Genomic DNA, 14,918 nt, shown 5'->3' on the forward strand with positions numbered 1-14,918 from the left:
ATTTTCTAGGGTAATAGTACATGATTCTTTCATTAAAAAGGTGAAGTTCGCCTTGGAGTTTCTTAGCTAGAAATTTGCAAAATTCATTTGCTTTGCCTTTATCGCCGTAGGTTGATTGTTCTGGGAGTGTGACTTGTATGTATTCTTGCTCTCTTTCTGTGCCATCCTCACTTCGGATTGTTTCCTTATCAACACCTAATAAAATAGCATTATAGCGTTCATGGTCTGAGTGTAAATAAAACCACTTTCCTTTTCCTTCTTCCGTTTCTTTTATTTCATACGGAAAGGCAGAAGCTCCAAAATGCCAATCCAATTGTTCACCGGTTTTTGCAGTAATATTTTTATAATAACGAAATAATTCCTTTACCTCTTCTATTGATACTGTTTGTTTTGCAGATGAAGGCACAAGCTTAACATATGCGTTTATAGCCATCATCATTCCCCCCCATTAGTTCATTAATGTATGCTCCTTTATTCTAGCATTGAATAAAATCTTATGACAACTCTTACGAAAAATAAAAAGTCCTGTTTTCTTGTTCTTTTTATAAAAATGAATTATAATAATATTCTAAATATTTTATAAAAGGGAGGAGCCTTATGGAATTATTTGATAAGCTCTATGATGAGCATGAAAATGCGAAAGTGAGGTTTGTTGGCTTTACAACGGAACATACCCGTTATGATTTCGGAATTATTTACACGAACCTATTTTTTGGAAAACCTCTTGTTGTCTGCATGCAAACTGGCCGTTCCACACTCCTTGATCCCAAAGAAATTGAAGACATTGATTACCTTCAAACCGTATTCCGTATCCCTGATAAACAGCAGGCTTCAGATTTAGCCGAGTTTTTCAGCGAAACACTTCCGTCCATTCCTTTTGTCACTCAATATGAATAATGGTTAATGAAAAGGCCAGAAAGGGGCCTTTTTTAGTGAAAAATTTTTAAATGTGACATACAGATTGGGCTTGTAATTTTAAATGTGATATATTATTATAGTCTTAAGGTTATTTTAAACGCTTTCATTTAATGGTCATTCAATTTATGAATTGGGGGATTGAACAATGGGTACTTTAGTATGCCAAACGTGTAACTCTACGATTGAACATTTTGAAGATGAAAAAGTTACGGTGCTTTATTCGAAATGTAATTGTTGCGGCGACCATCATAGTGACGAAGAAGTATAAGTATTTGAACATTAACTTTTAAATATAGAAACAGGATTCCGCGAACGGAATCCTGTATTTTTGTTTTATTTAATTGCCTTGTACTCTTTAATAACGTGGATGGTTTTGATTTCATCGTCTTCCGGACCTTGAACAGGTAAGCCAGCTTCAAGGTTTTTCCTGATGTAATGAAGGTTTTCCTTGGTAATAATTTCGCCAGGGATAAAAATTGGGATACCAGGGGGGTATACCATAATAAATTCGGCAATAATTCTTCCTTCAGATTCTTCAAATGGAATCACTTCTGTTTCCGAATAAAAGGCATCCCTAGGTGTTAAAGCCAGCAGTGGGATTTCTGGAAGAAGAACCTCCACAGGTTCAATCTTTTCTTTACGATGCTCACATTCGTCCGCCAGCTCTTTTAAGGCATTTACTAATATGGCGGCCTCATGCTCGGTATCCCCAAATGTAATGATACAAAGGATATTATACAAGTCAGATAATTCCACTTCGATATTATGCCTTTCTCTAAGCCATTTTTCTACTTCATAACCGGTTAAACCTAATTCTTTTACAGAAATAATAAGCTTAGTTGGGTCGTAATCAAATGTAGCTTTCGAACCTAAAATTTCTTCACCTATACAGTGGATATGATCAATTTCATTGATTCTTTTGCGAATAGATTCTGCTAATTTAATTGTTCTATCAATTAAATCCCGGCCCTTTGTGGCTAATTGCTTACGGGCCACATCAAGGGAAGCCAGCAATAAATATGAGGTAGAGGTTGTTGTCAGCATGCTTAGGATTGATTGGACCCGTTTCGCAGATACTAGTCCTTCTTTCACATTTAGAATAGAGCTTTGGGTCATTGATCCGCCTAGTTTGTGAACGCTGGTTGCTGCCATATCCGCACCTGCCTGCATAGCGGAAAGCGGGAGCTTATCATGAAAATGGATATGGACACCATGGGCTTCATCTACCAGGACTGGAACATGATAAGAATGAGCAATTTCTACAATCTTCTTCAAATCTGCAGAGATGCCAAAATAAGTAGGATTAATCACTAAAACACCTTTCGCATCTGGGTGCTGCTCCAGTGCTCTTTCGACTGCTTCGTTCGTAATCCCATGGGAAATTCCTAATTCCTTATCGATTTCCGGATGAATAAACACGGGAATGGATCCTGAAAAGACAATCGCGGACATAACTGATTTATGGACATTTCTAGGGACGATGATTTTTTCGCCTGGTCCACATACAGCCATCACCATCGCGATTATCGCCCCACTTGTACCTTGGACAGAAAAGAAGGTTCGGTCAGCACCAAAGGCTTCTGCTGCTAAATCCTGGGCTTGCTTAATAATCCCCTTTGGCTGATGGAGATCATCCAAAGGTCCAATATTGATTAAGTCGATGGACAGGGCATTATCACCAATAAAGCTTCGAAATTCCGGATCAATACCAGCACCTTTTTTATGACCTGGAATATGGAATTGAATTGGGTTCTTTTTTGCATGCGCTAGTAAACCGCTAAATAACGGTGTTTCATTCTGAGACAATTTATAATCACACCTCTTATTTAAAAATACTCTTGAATTTTCGTCTATAACGGACATAAAACAAAGGAATTATAGCACTTTTCCCTTTCGTTGCATAGAAATTTATATAATTACAATGACTCTTTTTTTATGGTTTAGGTTAGTTTCTCAATAAGGCAGGAAAATTACCCTTTAAGAACGAAATATCAAATATAAACTATCGGGGAGGAATTAAATTGAATTGGCAAACACGTGTGACCGAAATATTAAATATCCGTTTTCCAATTATTCAAGGAGGTTTAGCTTATTTAGCTTATTCTGAATTGGCAGCAGCCGTATCAAACGCAGGAGGTCTTGGTCAAATTACGGCGATGTCTTTAGGTAAACCGAATCAGTTGCGGGAAGAAATACGTAAGGTGAAACAGCTGACGAACAAACCTTTCGGAGTTAATTTTGCGATTGGACAGCAAGGCAGGCCGTTTGCTGATTTTTTACAGGTGGCAATTGATGAACAAGTGCCTGTTGTGTCGATGACAGGAGGAAATCCAGCCCCGATTTTTGAGCAACTAAAAGGAACCCCCATTAAAAAGCTTGTTCTTGTTGCAGCAAGAAGACAGGCTGTGAAGGCGGAGGAGCTCGGTGCTGATGCTGTCATGGTTGTCGGGCAGGAAGGGGGAGGACATCTTGGCCGTGATGATGTCGGCACAATGGTATTAATTCCCCAAGTAGTGGATGCTGTTTCCATTCCGGTTATTGCTTCAGGGGGTATTGGTGACGGCAGAGGACTCATGGCAGCGCTTAGTTTAGGGGCTGAAGGGATTGAAATGGGGACTAGATTTATTGCAACAAAAGAATGCGTTCATGCAAGTGAATTATATAAAAAGACGCTGGTCGAGGGAACTGAAGCCGGCACGGTGGTCATAAAGAAAGCGCTTGGTACTCCTGCTAGAGCTCTTGCAAACAGCTGGACCGAAAAAATCTTGGAAATTGAGAAGAACCAGGGTGATTATGAACAGCTAAAGGATTTTATTAGTGGAAGGGCGAACAAACGCTACATATATGACGGAGCTGCTGAAGAGGGCTTTGCCTGGGCAGGACAAGTGATGGGATTGATCAACGATATCCCAACGGTTAAAGGACTATTTGAACGAATGATTAATGAAGCGCAGCAAATTCGTGCAAAATGGGGAAATTAACGGTATGATTCTCTAAAGGTTAATTTAGAAGTAGGTGAAGTCATGGAGTACCAGTACCCAATTGATTACCGTTGGAGCACCGATGAAATAGTCGATGTGATTGCTTTTTTTGAAATGATTGAGAAGGCATATGAAAAGGGAATTGAACGTGAACAAGTAATGAGTGCGTACCGCCGCTTTAAAGAAATTGTTCCAAGCAAAGCGGAAGAAAAGACCATTTGCGGTGAATTTGAAGAAATGAGCGGCTATTCTTCATATCGGACGATTAAAAAGGCGAAAGAGGCTTTAGATGGTGACAAAATTAGAATGAAATAATAAAAAGCTCCCGAAAAAAAGGGAGCTTTTTATTATTTCATGTTTAGTGCAATTTTATATAATGGTGCGACTATTTTAAATACCTCTTCGATTTGTTGTATTACTCCATCAGAACCCATTTGAACGGCTTTTTCTCTGTCAATAGTATACCCACATAATAATTCAGCTTTCTTAACGGTTTGAAGGCGGTCAAGGTTGGTTTTTAATTTATCTCTGGACTGTTTACCGTGCATAACGGTTTCAGGCTTCATATGATCCACAGACCAAACAAAATCTTTTGGGATTTCTTTATGAATTTTGGTTAATTTTTTTGCTAACCTTGCCCCAATTGCCTCTTTTTGAGGGGCTTCATAAATGACAGCAAACCAAATAAATAAATGGGTGTTCCATAAACCAATTTGAAAATGAGGGAGCATTTTATAGCCGCGCGGATTATTGGCAAATGCAACCCAAGTATCCTTGGGAGGATTGATTGTACGTCTTGCATGCTTGGCAACATGGATAAACATTTCGTCACCCGTTAAAGTGGTTAGCGCAGGGGCGAAATATTCCCCTAAAGCCTCCAATTTTGGACGAATTGTCTCCTTAAGCGCCTCCATTCTTTCCTCTAAACCATCTATTTGAAACACATCAAAATCTTCATTTGTAAATCCGGTAAAACCCATCGTGTTAACCCCCAACAAAACATTTGTCATCAATTGTAGCATATGCGAATGGAGACATGTAATAAAATGCTTTTCTAGGTTAAAGCACATATTTGTTGCAACATATCTCAATGACTCATATTATACAGTAAAAAATAATCTGAAAAGTTAGAATAAAATGGAAGGAAGGGGAGGAGAAGCGTGAAACAATTGATGAATACCTCACTTAAAAAAGCAGGCGAGAAAGAAAGGACAGCAGTATTAAGATTGGAAATGGATTATGAACTAGCTACATTATTTGAAGCGATTGAGGAAAAGAATGAGAAGAAAATGAAAGAGTGCAAACTAAAATTAGAAAAAATTCGCCAAGAGTTATTACGGTTAAAGGCTCTTTGATAAAATGAATGCCATTTATTAGTTGCAGAAATACTTACTATAAATGCTAAACGCATTTCTTTATCGAAGGGGACACATGCAGAAATGAATCGAAAGAGAATAGATTATGAACTTTTTTAAAACGAACTCCAGCAAAAAGAGAGGGGGGTTCGTTTATTATTGTCTATTAAAAGTTGATGTGTTCATTTAATTTGATTAAGCTATAGGTACATCAATTAATTTATCATGCTCATACTACATATATTGAAATTGTGCCAAGAAATAAAACTGATAATTGGAGGAAAATCATGAACTGGGATCATATTTATGCCCAAGCAAAGCAATGGGTTCAAGAGGCAGGAAATAAAATCCGGTTATCTTTTGATGAAATATTAACTATTCAATCGAAAACGAACCCTAATGATCTTGTTACAAATATTGACAAAGATATTGAGCAATTTTTTATAAGGAAAATTAGAGAGGTTTATCCGGAACACAAAATTATGGGCGAAGAAGGGTTTGGGGATAAACTAGTCAGCCTTGATGGGATTGTTTGGATGATTGATCCGATTGATGGAACGATGAATTTTATCCATCAACAAAGGAACTTTGCCATTTCACTTGGTGTGTATGAAAATGGAGTGGGAAAAATAGGACTCATTTATGATGTTGTTCATGACGAGTTGTATCACGCCAGCTGTGGAAACGGTGCGTTTATAAATGAAAAGCCTATCCCAGCGCTAAAAGAAACAACGGTGAAGGAATCAATCATTGCTCTTAATGCAACATGGGTAATGGAAAACCATCGGATTGATCATAAATTAATGATTCCTCTGGTTAAAGATGCAAGAGGAACAAGATCGTATGGAAGTGCGGCACTTGAAATGGTATTCGTCGCTACAGGAAGAGTAGATGCATATCTTTCCATGCGATTATCACCATGGGATTTTGCTGCCGGGACTATCATTGTTGAAGAGTTGGGTGGTCTTGTTACAAATTTGAGAGGTGAAAAGCTTAATTTTCTTACTCAAAATTCTTTATTTGTCGCAAAACCTGGCTTGCATCAAACAATAATGAAGGATTATTTAAAAGACGGTAAATGGTAAACAAAAAGAAGCCTGCAAGGCTTCTTTTTAGAGTTGACCATTTTCACGCATTTTTCTTTTTGTTGTAAAACCCATCCCCATGATCACTACAATTGCGATAATACAGCCAATTGCACCTATTAAGCTTCTTTCGCTGATGGCAATCCCAATGCCTATTATACTTGCTGCAGCAAGGATCGCATAAACGAGCAGCGGCCATTTCACTTTATTCATTTTTTTCATACCCCTTTTTTTATGATAAAACAGACTAGATTGAGCTTATGATGGATATATTTTTTATTCTACATTAAAATGCCTTTAGGTTTCCACTTTATTTATGGTATAATGTTTTAGTTGTAAATGGGAAACTATAAATAGCTTTTTATTTTTATGAATATAGGTAGGAGTGGAATTGTTGAAAATAAGAAATGATATTCGTAATATTGCGATCATTGCCCACGTTGACCATGGAAAAACGACGTTGGTAGACCAATTGTTAAAACAATCTGGAACGTTTCGTTCCAATGAGCACGTGGAAGAACGTGCGATGGACTCAGGTGATTTAGAAAGAGAACGCGGAATAACCATCCTTGCGAAGAATACCGCGATTCAATATAAAGATACAAGAATTAATATTTTGGATACACCAGGACACGCAGACTTTGGCGGTGAAGTAGAACGAATCATGAAAATGGTTGATGGTGTTCTGCTTGTGGTCGACGCTTATGAAGGCTGTATGCCGCAAACTCGTTTTGTGCTTAAGAAGGCTTTGGAGCAAAAAATCACTCCAATTGTCGTTGTCAATAAAATTGACCGTGATTTTGCTAGACCTGCCGAAGTAGTGGATGAAGTCATTGATTTATTTATTGAACTTGATGCATCGGAAGATCAGCTTGAATTTCCAGTAATCTACGCTTCAGGTATAAACGGTACAGCAAGTACAAATCCCGAAAAGCAAGATGAAAACATGCAATCATTGTATGAGGCAATTGTGGAATACATCCCTGCACCTATTGATAATCACGAAGAACCATTGCAATTCCAGGTAGCTCTTCTTGATTATAACGATTATGTGGGCAGAATTGGGATTGGACGTGTTTTCCGCGGAACGATGCATGTAGGTCAACAAGTCGCATTAATGAAATTGGATGGCAGTGTAAAACAATTCCGCGTCACCAAGATCTTTGGTTTCTTTGGTCTAAAACGGCAGGAAGTTCAAGAAGCAAAAGCAGGCGACTTAATTGCTGTTTCCGGTATGGAAGATATAAATGTCGGCGAAACAGTTTGCCCAACAGAACATCAAGAAGCATTACCAGTTTTACGAATCGACGAACCAACATTACAAATGACTTTTGTCGTAAACAACAGTCCTTTTGCAGGCAGAGAGGGTAAATATTTAACCTCAAGAAAGATTGAAGAAAGACTGCGTTCCCAATTGCAAACCGATGTAAGCTTACGAGTTGATAACACTGATTCACCGGATGCTTGGATTGTTTCCGGCCGCGGTGAACTTCATTTGTCAATTTTGATTGAAAACATGCGCCGTGAGGGCTATGAGCTTCAAGTTTCTAAACCTGAAGTAATCGTTAAAGTAATTGACGGAGTTCGTTCTGAGCCTGTTGAAAGAGTTCAAATTGATGTTCCTGAGGAACATACTGGTTCCGTTATGGAGTCAATCGGTGCGAGAAAAGGCGAAATGATTGATATGATTAATAATGGATCAGGTCAAGTCCGCTTAATCTTTAATGTACCAGCACGCGGCTTAATTGGATACACAACCGAATTCTTAACAATGACACGCGGGTATGGAATTATTAATCACACCTTTGACAGTTATCAGCCTATGCTGGCTGGTCAGGTTGGCGGAAGACACCAAGGTGTACTTGTATCAATGGAATCTGGAAAAGCGTCCACTTATGGTATAATGCAAGTAGAAGACCGCGGCACGATTTTTGTTGAACCGGGTACGGAAATTTATGAGGGGATGATTGTTGGCGAAAACACTCGCGAAAATGACATCACCGTTAATATTACCAAAATGAAGCAGGCAACGAATGTTCGGTCCGCGAACAAAGACCAAACATCGGTTATTAAAAAGCCACGCATCATGACATTGGAAGAGTCATTAGAATATTTAAATGATGACGAATATTGTGAGGTTACACCGGAATCGATTCGTCTACGTAAGAAAATTCTTGATAAAAATGAACGTGAAAAATCAGCTAAAAAGAAAAAGTATGCTGAAATGAGTTAAGTTAAGAGGTGCACGCTGTGGAAGATTTAAAAGCCTTCTCCCCGAGTTTAAGATTTTTTATTGAGCTTGTTGCAGGTAATTCTCCTGTATCACAAAGCGATGTAAATACTGGTGTCTTAATCCAATATTTATTTATTGTCGTTTTGACAGTTATTGTCTATAGGTTAGGCTTTGCTAAGAAACTGCCTCTTTTGAAAAACGCAGTAATATATATCTGCCTTTTAATTGGGTGCTTTATCTTGCTTATTTTTTCTTATGCCTTGCCTATCGCGGAAGGACTAGCGGGCGCTGCACTTTTATTGATTATCTATAAAATCCGCTTACACCAATCGAAAAAGCAGCAGACTGAAGCAAAATAACGGGGGGCCCCTCTTATGAAATCCTTACAGGATGCACTATATAATTGGCTTACAATAAAAGTTGTATGCGATGCTCGTCCTGACGACACAGCGGCGAGAGACACGAAGGACCTTTTTGAAGAGATATTAACTAAAGACCATCACCTTTCTAATATCGAGATAACAACAGATGATGTCATGTACTATGTTAATTATCAGCAAGGCGAGGAAACAAAAAAGACGCGTTATCCTCGTGAATTAATTGATATTATGCTTGACCAAATCAATCAAGAACCAGAAAGGTATCAGAACTACCCGATTGAGGATTAAAAAACCCTCTTGTGAAATCCGAAATGGATTTCACAAGAGGGTCTTTTTTTTGTCCAGCTACAGCGACTGACGATCGCTGGAGCTTTTCTTTTTTACCAATCGTCTTCCTCAGATTTTGCACGATACAGCCGGAAATTACCAGTTTCTATTCTTGCGTTTGTTTTATCAGTAATTCTCGTGCTGCAATCTTTACACATATATGTATGGATGGGGCGATTGCGAAGACGCTTAGCTGCTACTGATTCATCTTCTATCGCTTCAATTTTATCGCAAATCACACATTTTACTCTCATTCATGCACCTCTTCAACTATTTCTTATATCCGATGTTTATACTATAGTATATCATGACAGAACACTTGAAGGTAAATCAATTCCGTTTAGGTTGATGAATATATGGGATAGTAGTAATATGAGAATATCTGTTTTTTAAAACAGGGTGAAGGAATAAATAAAGGGGTTGTAAAGATGGCAAATCAAGTGGAACCAAAGTTAATAATGCCTTTGTATGAGGAACTACAAAAAGAGCGGTTCGTGACGTTGGCAACCGTCGATCATGAAACAGGGGGGCCAAATATTAGCGCGATTTCCTGGGTATTAGCTAAGAATGACAGTACAATCTATTTTGCAGTGGATAATCGTTCCAGAATTCTAGAAAATATAAAAAATAATAATCAAGCTGTTATCAATTTAATTGCGAATGAATCTACATATTCAATTCAAGGAGAAGCAAATGTAAAAGAAGAAAGGCTTAAGGAAGTCCCATTAAAGCTTGCCTTAGTGGAGGTAGCCATTAAAGAAGTAAGGGATGTCATGTTTTACGGATCTAAAATTATTTCTGAAGTTCAATATGATAAAACATATGATAAAAATGCAGCTCAAAAGCTAGATAATCAAGTGATGGATGCAATGAAAAAAGCTTAGAAGTCCTAAGCTTTTTTCATTTTTTAGGGAATTATAAAATAATTAAATGTGGATAACTTTGAAATAGTTTTCTGAATCCGGCTCCAGCGCCCAGCGACTAGTGTACTTCGCTCCCCTCCCTACGATAAGTCAACATCGAATCGACTATAGCTCCGTGTTTCCTTTATCTCAGTCAGGGCGCTCCAGTCCATACGTCGCTAAACGGGCGCTTGCGCCTTTTGTTTTTATTTATGATGATTCGATTGGTCGTTTTGTTCCTTTTTCAACTTTTCTTTTTCTTTGTCAGGAAGTTTTTTATCGGGCTTTTCTGGAGCGTTTTTCGGGCTCGGTGTAATTAGATCTCCCGGTATCTCAGGCATTAATCGACCAGCGACATCCGAAAGCTCCTCCATAATCCCTTTTATAGGGCGGCCGTTTTTTATATCTGTTTGTATTTCTTTTAATCGCTGAGTTGTATCAGCATCAGCAATCACCACTGCGTTTGCACCATATGGATCTTTTTTTAAGCTTTCTGCTACAGAATATTTAATTGACCCAACCTGGGAACGGTCAATTTTAGCATTCACATCAATACCTACGATTGCATATCTTCCTAAAACAACGGCAGTTGCATCATTAACATTTGGGATACTTGTTGCCAGCATAACTAGTCGTTTGGATATTTCCTGCCCCGATTTGCGGTCAACACTTTCAATGTAACTGTTTTTTACTTTAACGAAGGAGTCGTTATTATTATTGGCAATCTCCTTTTTTGTACTGCATCCGCCAATGATGAAACATATCGCCGCAATCATTAAAATCCTCTGCATATATAATCCACCTCCGAAATGCTTCAAAAACAAATGGAACAAAACTATTTTTTCACCAGGTTAAATGGCTTATTTACATTTATTGTGTGGAATTCCTTCTATCTTTATTCTGATTCACATATATTTTACCAAAGTCCAATCTAGCAAAAGGTTTATTTGAGCCAGACAACAAGTGAAGCAGGAGGCGTCGCTTTGAGTAAAATATACGTGTTAGATACAAATGTCTTGTTACAAGACCCGTATTCCATTTTCTCTTTTGAAGATAATGAGGTTGTTATTCCTGCAGTCGTTCTTGAAGAAGTGGACTCAAAGAAAAGATACATGGATGAAGTCGGGAGAAATGCAAGACATGTATCCAGATTAATTGATGGCCTAAGGGCATCAGGGAAACTTCATGAAAAAATCCCGCTTGAAAATGGGGGGACAATCAGAATTGAATTAAATCATCGGTCATTTCATGAGCTTCAGGATATTTTTATTGAAAAAACAAATGATAACCGCATTCTAGCGGTAGCTAAAAATTTATACTTAGAGGAACAAACGAAGGAAAATGGTATGCCAGTCATTCTGGTAAGTAAGGACGCTCTTCTTCGGGTAAAGGCAGATGCGATCGGTTTAGATGCCGAAGATTTTTTAAATGATCGCGTCGTCGAAATAGACCATATATACACTGGCTTTTTTGAAGTACTTCTGCCAATTGAATTATTAGGCCGCTTTTATGAAAAAGGGGAGTTACACCTATCTGAGCTTGCAAACCACCCTTTTTATCCAAACCAGTTCCTGATCATGAAAGATGTCCTCGGTGGTTCAGCATCAGCGATTGGGATGGTGGATAAAACAAGTAAAAAGGTAAAGAAATTAGCATTAAATCAAGAACATGTTTGGGGAATCCACTCTAGGAATGTGCAGCAGACAATGGCAATCGAATTATTGTTACGTAAGGATATTCATCTTGTTACCTTAACAGGGAAAGCGGGCACAGGGAAAACGCTGCTTACTCTTGCATCTGGGTTAATGCAAACGGAGGATTTCAGAGACTATAAAAAGCTTTTAGTAGCTAGGCCGATTGTACCTGTGGGTAAAGACCTAGGGTTTCTGCCAGGAGAAAAGCAGGAGAAATTAAGACCATGGATGCAGCCAATCTTTGATAACTTGGAATATCTTTTCAATACAAAAAAACCGGGGGAACTTGATGCGATCCTTGCTGGCATGAGCTCAATCGAGGTGGAGGCATTAACGTATATTCGCGGCAGAAGTTTACCGAAGCAGTTTATTATCATTGATGAAGCGCAAAATTTAACAAAACACGAAGTGAAAACCATATTAACCCGTGTCGGAGAAGGAAGTAAAATTGTTCTGATGGGCGACCCGGAACAGATTGACCATCCATATCTTGATGCCTATAACAACGGCTTAACCTATGTTGTGGAAAGATTCAAGGATCAGGTCATTTCCGGCCATGTTAAACTTTTAAAAGGGGAGAGGTCAGGATTGGCGCTGTTGGCGGCGGATTTACTTTAAATAATCATAAAATAAAACGGGGGCCGATAGGCACCCGTTCTATTTTATGCTAAAGCTAATTACATTTTTAATAGGATTTCCTTGATTGGAGCCATCAGCTAAATAGATATGAATGGGTCCATCTGAGGATAATGGTTTGCCTTTATTGGAAAACCCCATGATTAGATCAAATGCCTCATTTAGTGGAAACTCATATTCGCCATCCCTGCTATGAATGACAAACGTGTGTGCGTCGCCGGCTGGCTCTGAATTTAATAAAAAGGGCTTTAAAGGAATTCCGAAGGATCCAGTCAATACTTTTTCTTTCTCAAACTTTTTTTCTGTTTTTAATGTTGGCGGATAAATAGCCCCTTCCATAATTTCACGGTCCCAATGCTTAGAAACAGCCTTAGTATAGTCCTCTAAAGAATCTGTATTCTTTTTCTCCGTTGAAAAATAAGTAGTTAAATCAATGCGGCGGTCATCAAAAATCCAGACACTTGGATCGAGCGTAATTGTATATTTCACTTTTCCTGATATGATAATGATATTTTCCATCTTCCATACCCCCTAAAGTCTAACAGAATTAAGTATATCTTTTTTTAGGGAGAATGTCATAAAAGAGATTCCTTTTGGTAATCTCCTTCATTGCTCTTGCATTTTTCCTTTGTAAACGGTAAAATTTATAGATAAGTTGAATTATCGCTCTGAATTGGGGGGATCAATGTTGGCGTCTGAAATGATCATGAATCACCAGGAAAAAGCATATGCCATATTACAGGCTGACGCTGAAAAGATATTAAAGCTGATCAAAGTGCAAATGGACAATCTCACGATGCCTCAATGCCCTCTGTATGAAGAGGTATTGGATACACAAATGTTTGGTCTGTCAAGAGAAATAGATTTTGCTGTTCGATTAGGCTTAATAGATGGTAAGGATGGGAAAGCGATTATTGGAAAATTAGAAAGAGAATTATCATCGCTTCATGATGCCTCTCTAAGAAAATAATCATCATAAAACTCAAACAATGACAATGAATTGTTTGAGTTTTTTATTAGTTTTTTTTATCATTAATTATCTGAATATTCTTTATCAAAAAAATACATTCCAGTAGCTTTTCCTCAAGTAATATATCTCATTTTCTATTATAATAGTTCTATCAAATCAATTTTTTAAAAGATGAGGAAGAATAAAATGATAAAAAAAATAATAAAGTCTTATGATTATTCATTAATCATCGCGATTGCCCTTTTATGTGCTTTTGGTTTAGTGATGGTTTATAGTTCCAGTATGGCTTGGGCCGTTTCACCAAGGTATGGCGTTGAAGCAGATCATTTCTACCAAAAGCAAAAATTATTTATGTTAGGTTCATTAGTGTTTTTCCTATTAACTGCTTTATTCCCTTATAAAATAATGAAGAGCACAAAGTTTTTATTGCCAATGGTTTTTTTATCGGTTTTAGGGCTTTTGGGGCTTCTGATTTTTGGGAAGATAGCCGGTAACGCGCAAAGCTGGTATCAAATTGGTCCATTAAAACTACAACCATCTGAGTTTGTCAAGCTTTGTGTAATCATTTATTTAGCTGCTGTTTACGCGAAAAAACAGACATATATTAATCAATTTAATCAAGGAGTTCTTCCCCCATTAGCGTATTTAATTATTGTCTGTTCATTTATTGCTATGGAACCCGACTATGGTACGGCCATTATTATCGCTTTAATAGGGGCAACAATCATTTTTTCATCGGGAATGAATATTAAAAATATTATTAAACTTATTTTAATTGGGGCGATTATTATTCTGCCATTTATTTTAGTTTTTCAGGATAAAATTTTTACTGAAAAACGGATGGGGCGGGTAACAGCTGTAAGTGATCCATTTGCAGATGTGCAAAAAACCGGTTTCCAACTGGCGAATTCATATATTGCGATTGGTTCAGGCGGTGTCAATGGATTAGGATTAGGCAAAAGTGTCCAGAAACTTGGTTATTTACCGGAATCGCATACGGATTTCATTATGGCCATAATTGCCGAAGAGTTAGGTATGTGGGGAGTAGGCTTTGTAATTTTAACACTTACATATATTGTTTTAAGGGGGCTCTATATTGGATTGCGATGCAAGGATCCTTTTGGAAGCTTACTTGCGATTGGGGTTTCGAGTATGATCGGTATCCAGGCATTTATCAATTTGGGAGGTGTTTCCGGGATTATACCTCTTACAGGTGTTCCTCTTCCATTTATTAGCTATGGGGGGTCTTCATTATTAATGTTAGCCATCTCTGCAGGAATTCTTGTTAACATATCCATGTTCGTAAAATATGAAAATAAATATAAAAATAAACAAGAAAAGATAAATAAGAAAGTGCAGCATCGAAACGGTAAGGTTTTCTATATTTAATCAAAACGCTGGGGCTCATCAAGCCCTTGCGTTTTTTAAAAAATACAT

Annotated in this window: 20 protein-coding genes; 13 read left to right on the forward strand and 7 right to left on the reverse strand. The window is 37.8% G+C overall.

Going from position 1 to position 14,918, the window contains the following annotated elements:
• On the reverse strand, positions 1–433 hold a 433-nt coding region (locus tag BSO02S_RS10220; protein ID WP_174524240.1), incomplete at its 3' end, for a DUF1885 family protein.
• Between the two features lie 164 nt (positions 434–597).
• On the opposite strand from BSO02S_RS10220, the gene BSO02S_RS10225 reads away from it, so the two are divergent.
• Complete coding sequence (locus BSO02S_RS10225; protein ID WP_066066347.1) at positions 598–897, forward strand: DUF3055 domain-containing protein; 300 nt, start codon at positions 598–600, stop codon at positions 895–897.
• 166 nt (positions 898–1,063) lie between these two features.
• Positions 1,064–1,186, forward strand: a complete 123-nt coding sequence (locus tag BSO02S_RS26315) for a GapA-binding peptide SR1P (protein ID WP_084374977.1) — start codon at positions 1,064–1,066, stop codon at positions 1,184–1,186.
• 65 nt (positions 1,187–1,251) lie between these two features.
• Here the strand turns inward: BSO02S_RS26315 and BSO02S_RS10230 are convergent, their stop codons facing one another.
• Positions 1,252–2,724, reverse strand: coding sequence for an aminotransferase class I/II-fold pyridoxal phosphate-dependent enzyme (locus BSO02S_RS10230; RefSeq protein ID WP_066066350.1), 1,473 nt, complete (start codon positions 2,722–2,724; stop codon positions 1,252–1,254).
• 215 nt (positions 2,725–2,939) lie between these two features.
• Here BSO02S_RS10230 and BSO02S_RS10235 point away from each other — a divergent pair, with 215 nt between their 5' ends.
• Positions 2,940–3,899, forward strand: a complete 960-nt coding sequence (locus BSO02S_RS10235) for an NAD(P)H-dependent flavin oxidoreductase (protein ID WP_066066355.1) — start codon at positions 2,940–2,942, stop codon at positions 3,897–3,899.
• A gap of 42 nt (positions 3,900–3,941) precedes the next feature.
• The gene (locus tag BSO02S_RS10240) at positions 3,942–4,214 is read left to right on the forward strand and encodes a UPF0223 family protein (RefSeq protein ID WP_066066358.1); all 273 of its coding nucleotides are present in this window, start codon (positions 3,942–3,944) and stop codon (positions 4,212–4,214) included.
• Between the two features lie 32 nt (positions 4,215–4,246).
• Here BSO02S_RS10240 and BSO02S_RS10245 read toward each other — a convergent pair whose 3' ends face one another.
• Complete coding sequence (locus tag BSO02S_RS10245) at positions 4,247–4,879, reverse strand: YktB family protein (RefSeq protein ID WP_066066361.1); 633 nt, start codon at positions 4,877–4,879, stop codon at positions 4,247–4,249.
• Positions 4,880–5,059: 180 nt separating this feature from the next.
• Between BSO02S_RS10245 and BSO02S_RS10250 the strand changes: the two genes are divergently transcribed.
• The gene (locus tag BSO02S_RS10250; protein ID WP_066066363.1) at positions 5,060–5,254 is read left to right on the forward strand and encodes a YkzI domain-containing protein; all 195 of its coding nucleotides are present in this window, start codon (positions 5,060–5,062) and stop codon (positions 5,252–5,254) included.
• A 287-nt stretch (positions 5,255–5,541) separates the two neighbouring features.
• Complete coding sequence (locus tag BSO02S_RS10255; protein ID WP_174524241.1) at positions 5,542–6,339, forward strand: inositol monophosphatase family protein; 798 nt, start codon at positions 5,542–5,544, stop codon at positions 6,337–6,339.
• 27 nt (positions 6,340–6,366) lie between these two features.
• Here the strand turns inward: BSO02S_RS10255 and BSO02S_RS10260 are convergent, their stop codons facing one another.
• Positions 6,367–6,552: a DUF5325 family protein gene (locus BSO02S_RS10260; protein WP_066066366.1), complete on the reverse strand. Its 186-nt coding sequence runs from the start codon at positions 6,550–6,552 to the stop codon at positions 6,367–6,369.
• Between the two features lie 181 nt (positions 6,553–6,733).
• Between BSO02S_RS10260 and typA the strand changes: the two genes are divergently transcribed.
• From typA to BSO02S_RS10275, 3 genes are read left to right on the forward strand one after another with little or no spacing between them, the layout of a single operon-like run.
• On the forward strand, positions 6,734–8,572 hold the full coding sequence (gene typA, locus BSO02S_RS10265; protein WP_066066369.1) for a translational GTPase TypA: 1,839 nt from the start codon (positions 6,734–6,736) through the stop codon (positions 8,570–8,572).
• Positions 8,573–8,589: 17 nt separating this feature from the next.
• Complete coding sequence (locus BSO02S_RS10270; RefSeq protein WP_425320382.1) at positions 8,590–8,931, forward strand: YlaH-like family protein; 342 nt, start codon at positions 8,590–8,592, stop codon at positions 8,929–8,931.
• A 15-nt stretch (positions 8,932–8,946) separates the two neighbouring features.
• Positions 8,947–9,240: a hypothetical protein gene (locus BSO02S_RS10275; protein WP_066066373.1), complete on the forward strand. Its 294-nt coding sequence runs from the start codon at positions 8,947–8,949 to the stop codon at positions 9,238–9,240.
• Between the two features lie 92 nt (positions 9,241–9,332).
• On the opposite strand, the gene BSO02S_RS10280 is transcribed toward BSO02S_RS10275, so the two are convergent.
• Positions 9,333–9,533, reverse strand: coding sequence for a YlaI family protein (locus BSO02S_RS10280; RefSeq protein WP_066066376.1), 201 nt, complete (start codon positions 9,531–9,533; stop codon positions 9,333–9,335).
• Positions 9,534–9,707: 174 nt separating this feature from the next.
• On the opposite strand from BSO02S_RS10280, the gene BSO02S_RS10285 reads away from it, so the two are divergent.
• A complete protein-coding gene (locus tag BSO02S_RS10285) occupies positions 9,708–10,163 on the forward strand; it encodes a pyridoxamine 5'-phosphate oxidase family protein (RefSeq protein WP_066066379.1) in 456 nt (151 codons plus the stop codon).
• Positions 10,164–10,387: 224 nt separating this feature from the next.
• On the opposite strand, the gene BSO02S_RS10290 is transcribed toward BSO02S_RS10285, so the two are convergent.
• A complete protein-coding gene (locus BSO02S_RS10290) occupies positions 10,388–10,972 on the reverse strand; it encodes a YhcN/YlaJ family sporulation lipoprotein (RefSeq protein ID WP_066066382.1) in 585 nt (194 codons plus the stop codon).
• Between the two features lie 192 nt (positions 10,973–11,164).
• On the opposite strand from BSO02S_RS10290, the gene BSO02S_RS10295 reads away from it, so the two are divergent.
• The gene (locus tag BSO02S_RS10295) at positions 11,165–12,493 is read left to right on the forward strand and encodes a PhoH family protein (protein ID WP_066066385.1); all 1,329 of its coding nucleotides are present in this window, start codon (positions 11,165–11,167) and stop codon (positions 12,491–12,493) included.
• A 39-nt stretch (positions 12,494–12,532) separates the two neighbouring features.
• Here BSO02S_RS10295 and BSO02S_RS10300 read toward each other — a convergent pair whose 3' ends face one another.
• Complete coding sequence (locus BSO02S_RS10300; RefSeq protein WP_066066386.1) at positions 12,533–13,030, reverse strand: hypothetical protein; 498 nt, start codon at positions 13,028–13,030, stop codon at positions 12,533–12,535.
• 169 nt (positions 13,031–13,199) lie between these two features.
• Here BSO02S_RS10300 and BSO02S_RS10305 point away from each other — a divergent pair, with 169 nt between their 5' ends.
• Both BSO02S_RS10305 and BSO02S_RS10310 read left to right on the forward strand, forming a co-directional pair.
• Positions 13,200–13,481: an Fpa/YlaN family protein gene (locus tag BSO02S_RS10305; RefSeq protein WP_066066627.1), complete on the forward strand. Its 282-nt coding sequence runs from the start codon at positions 13,200–13,202 to the stop codon at positions 13,479–13,481.
• Between the two features lie 186 nt (positions 13,482–13,667).
• Positions 13,668–14,870 (forward strand): FtsW/RodA/SpoVE family cell cycle protein, encoded by a 1,203-nt coding sequence (locus BSO02S_RS10310; protein ID WP_066066387.1) that lies wholly within the window; start codon positions 13,668–13,670, stop codon positions 14,868–14,870.
• Positions 14,871–14,918 lie beyond the last annotated feature (48 nt).

It is taken from the genome of Neobacillus soli NBRC 102451, from assembly GCF_001591665.1.
Lineage (GTDB): Bacteria > Bacillota > Bacilli > Bacillales > Cytobacillaceae > Neobacillus > Neobacillus soli.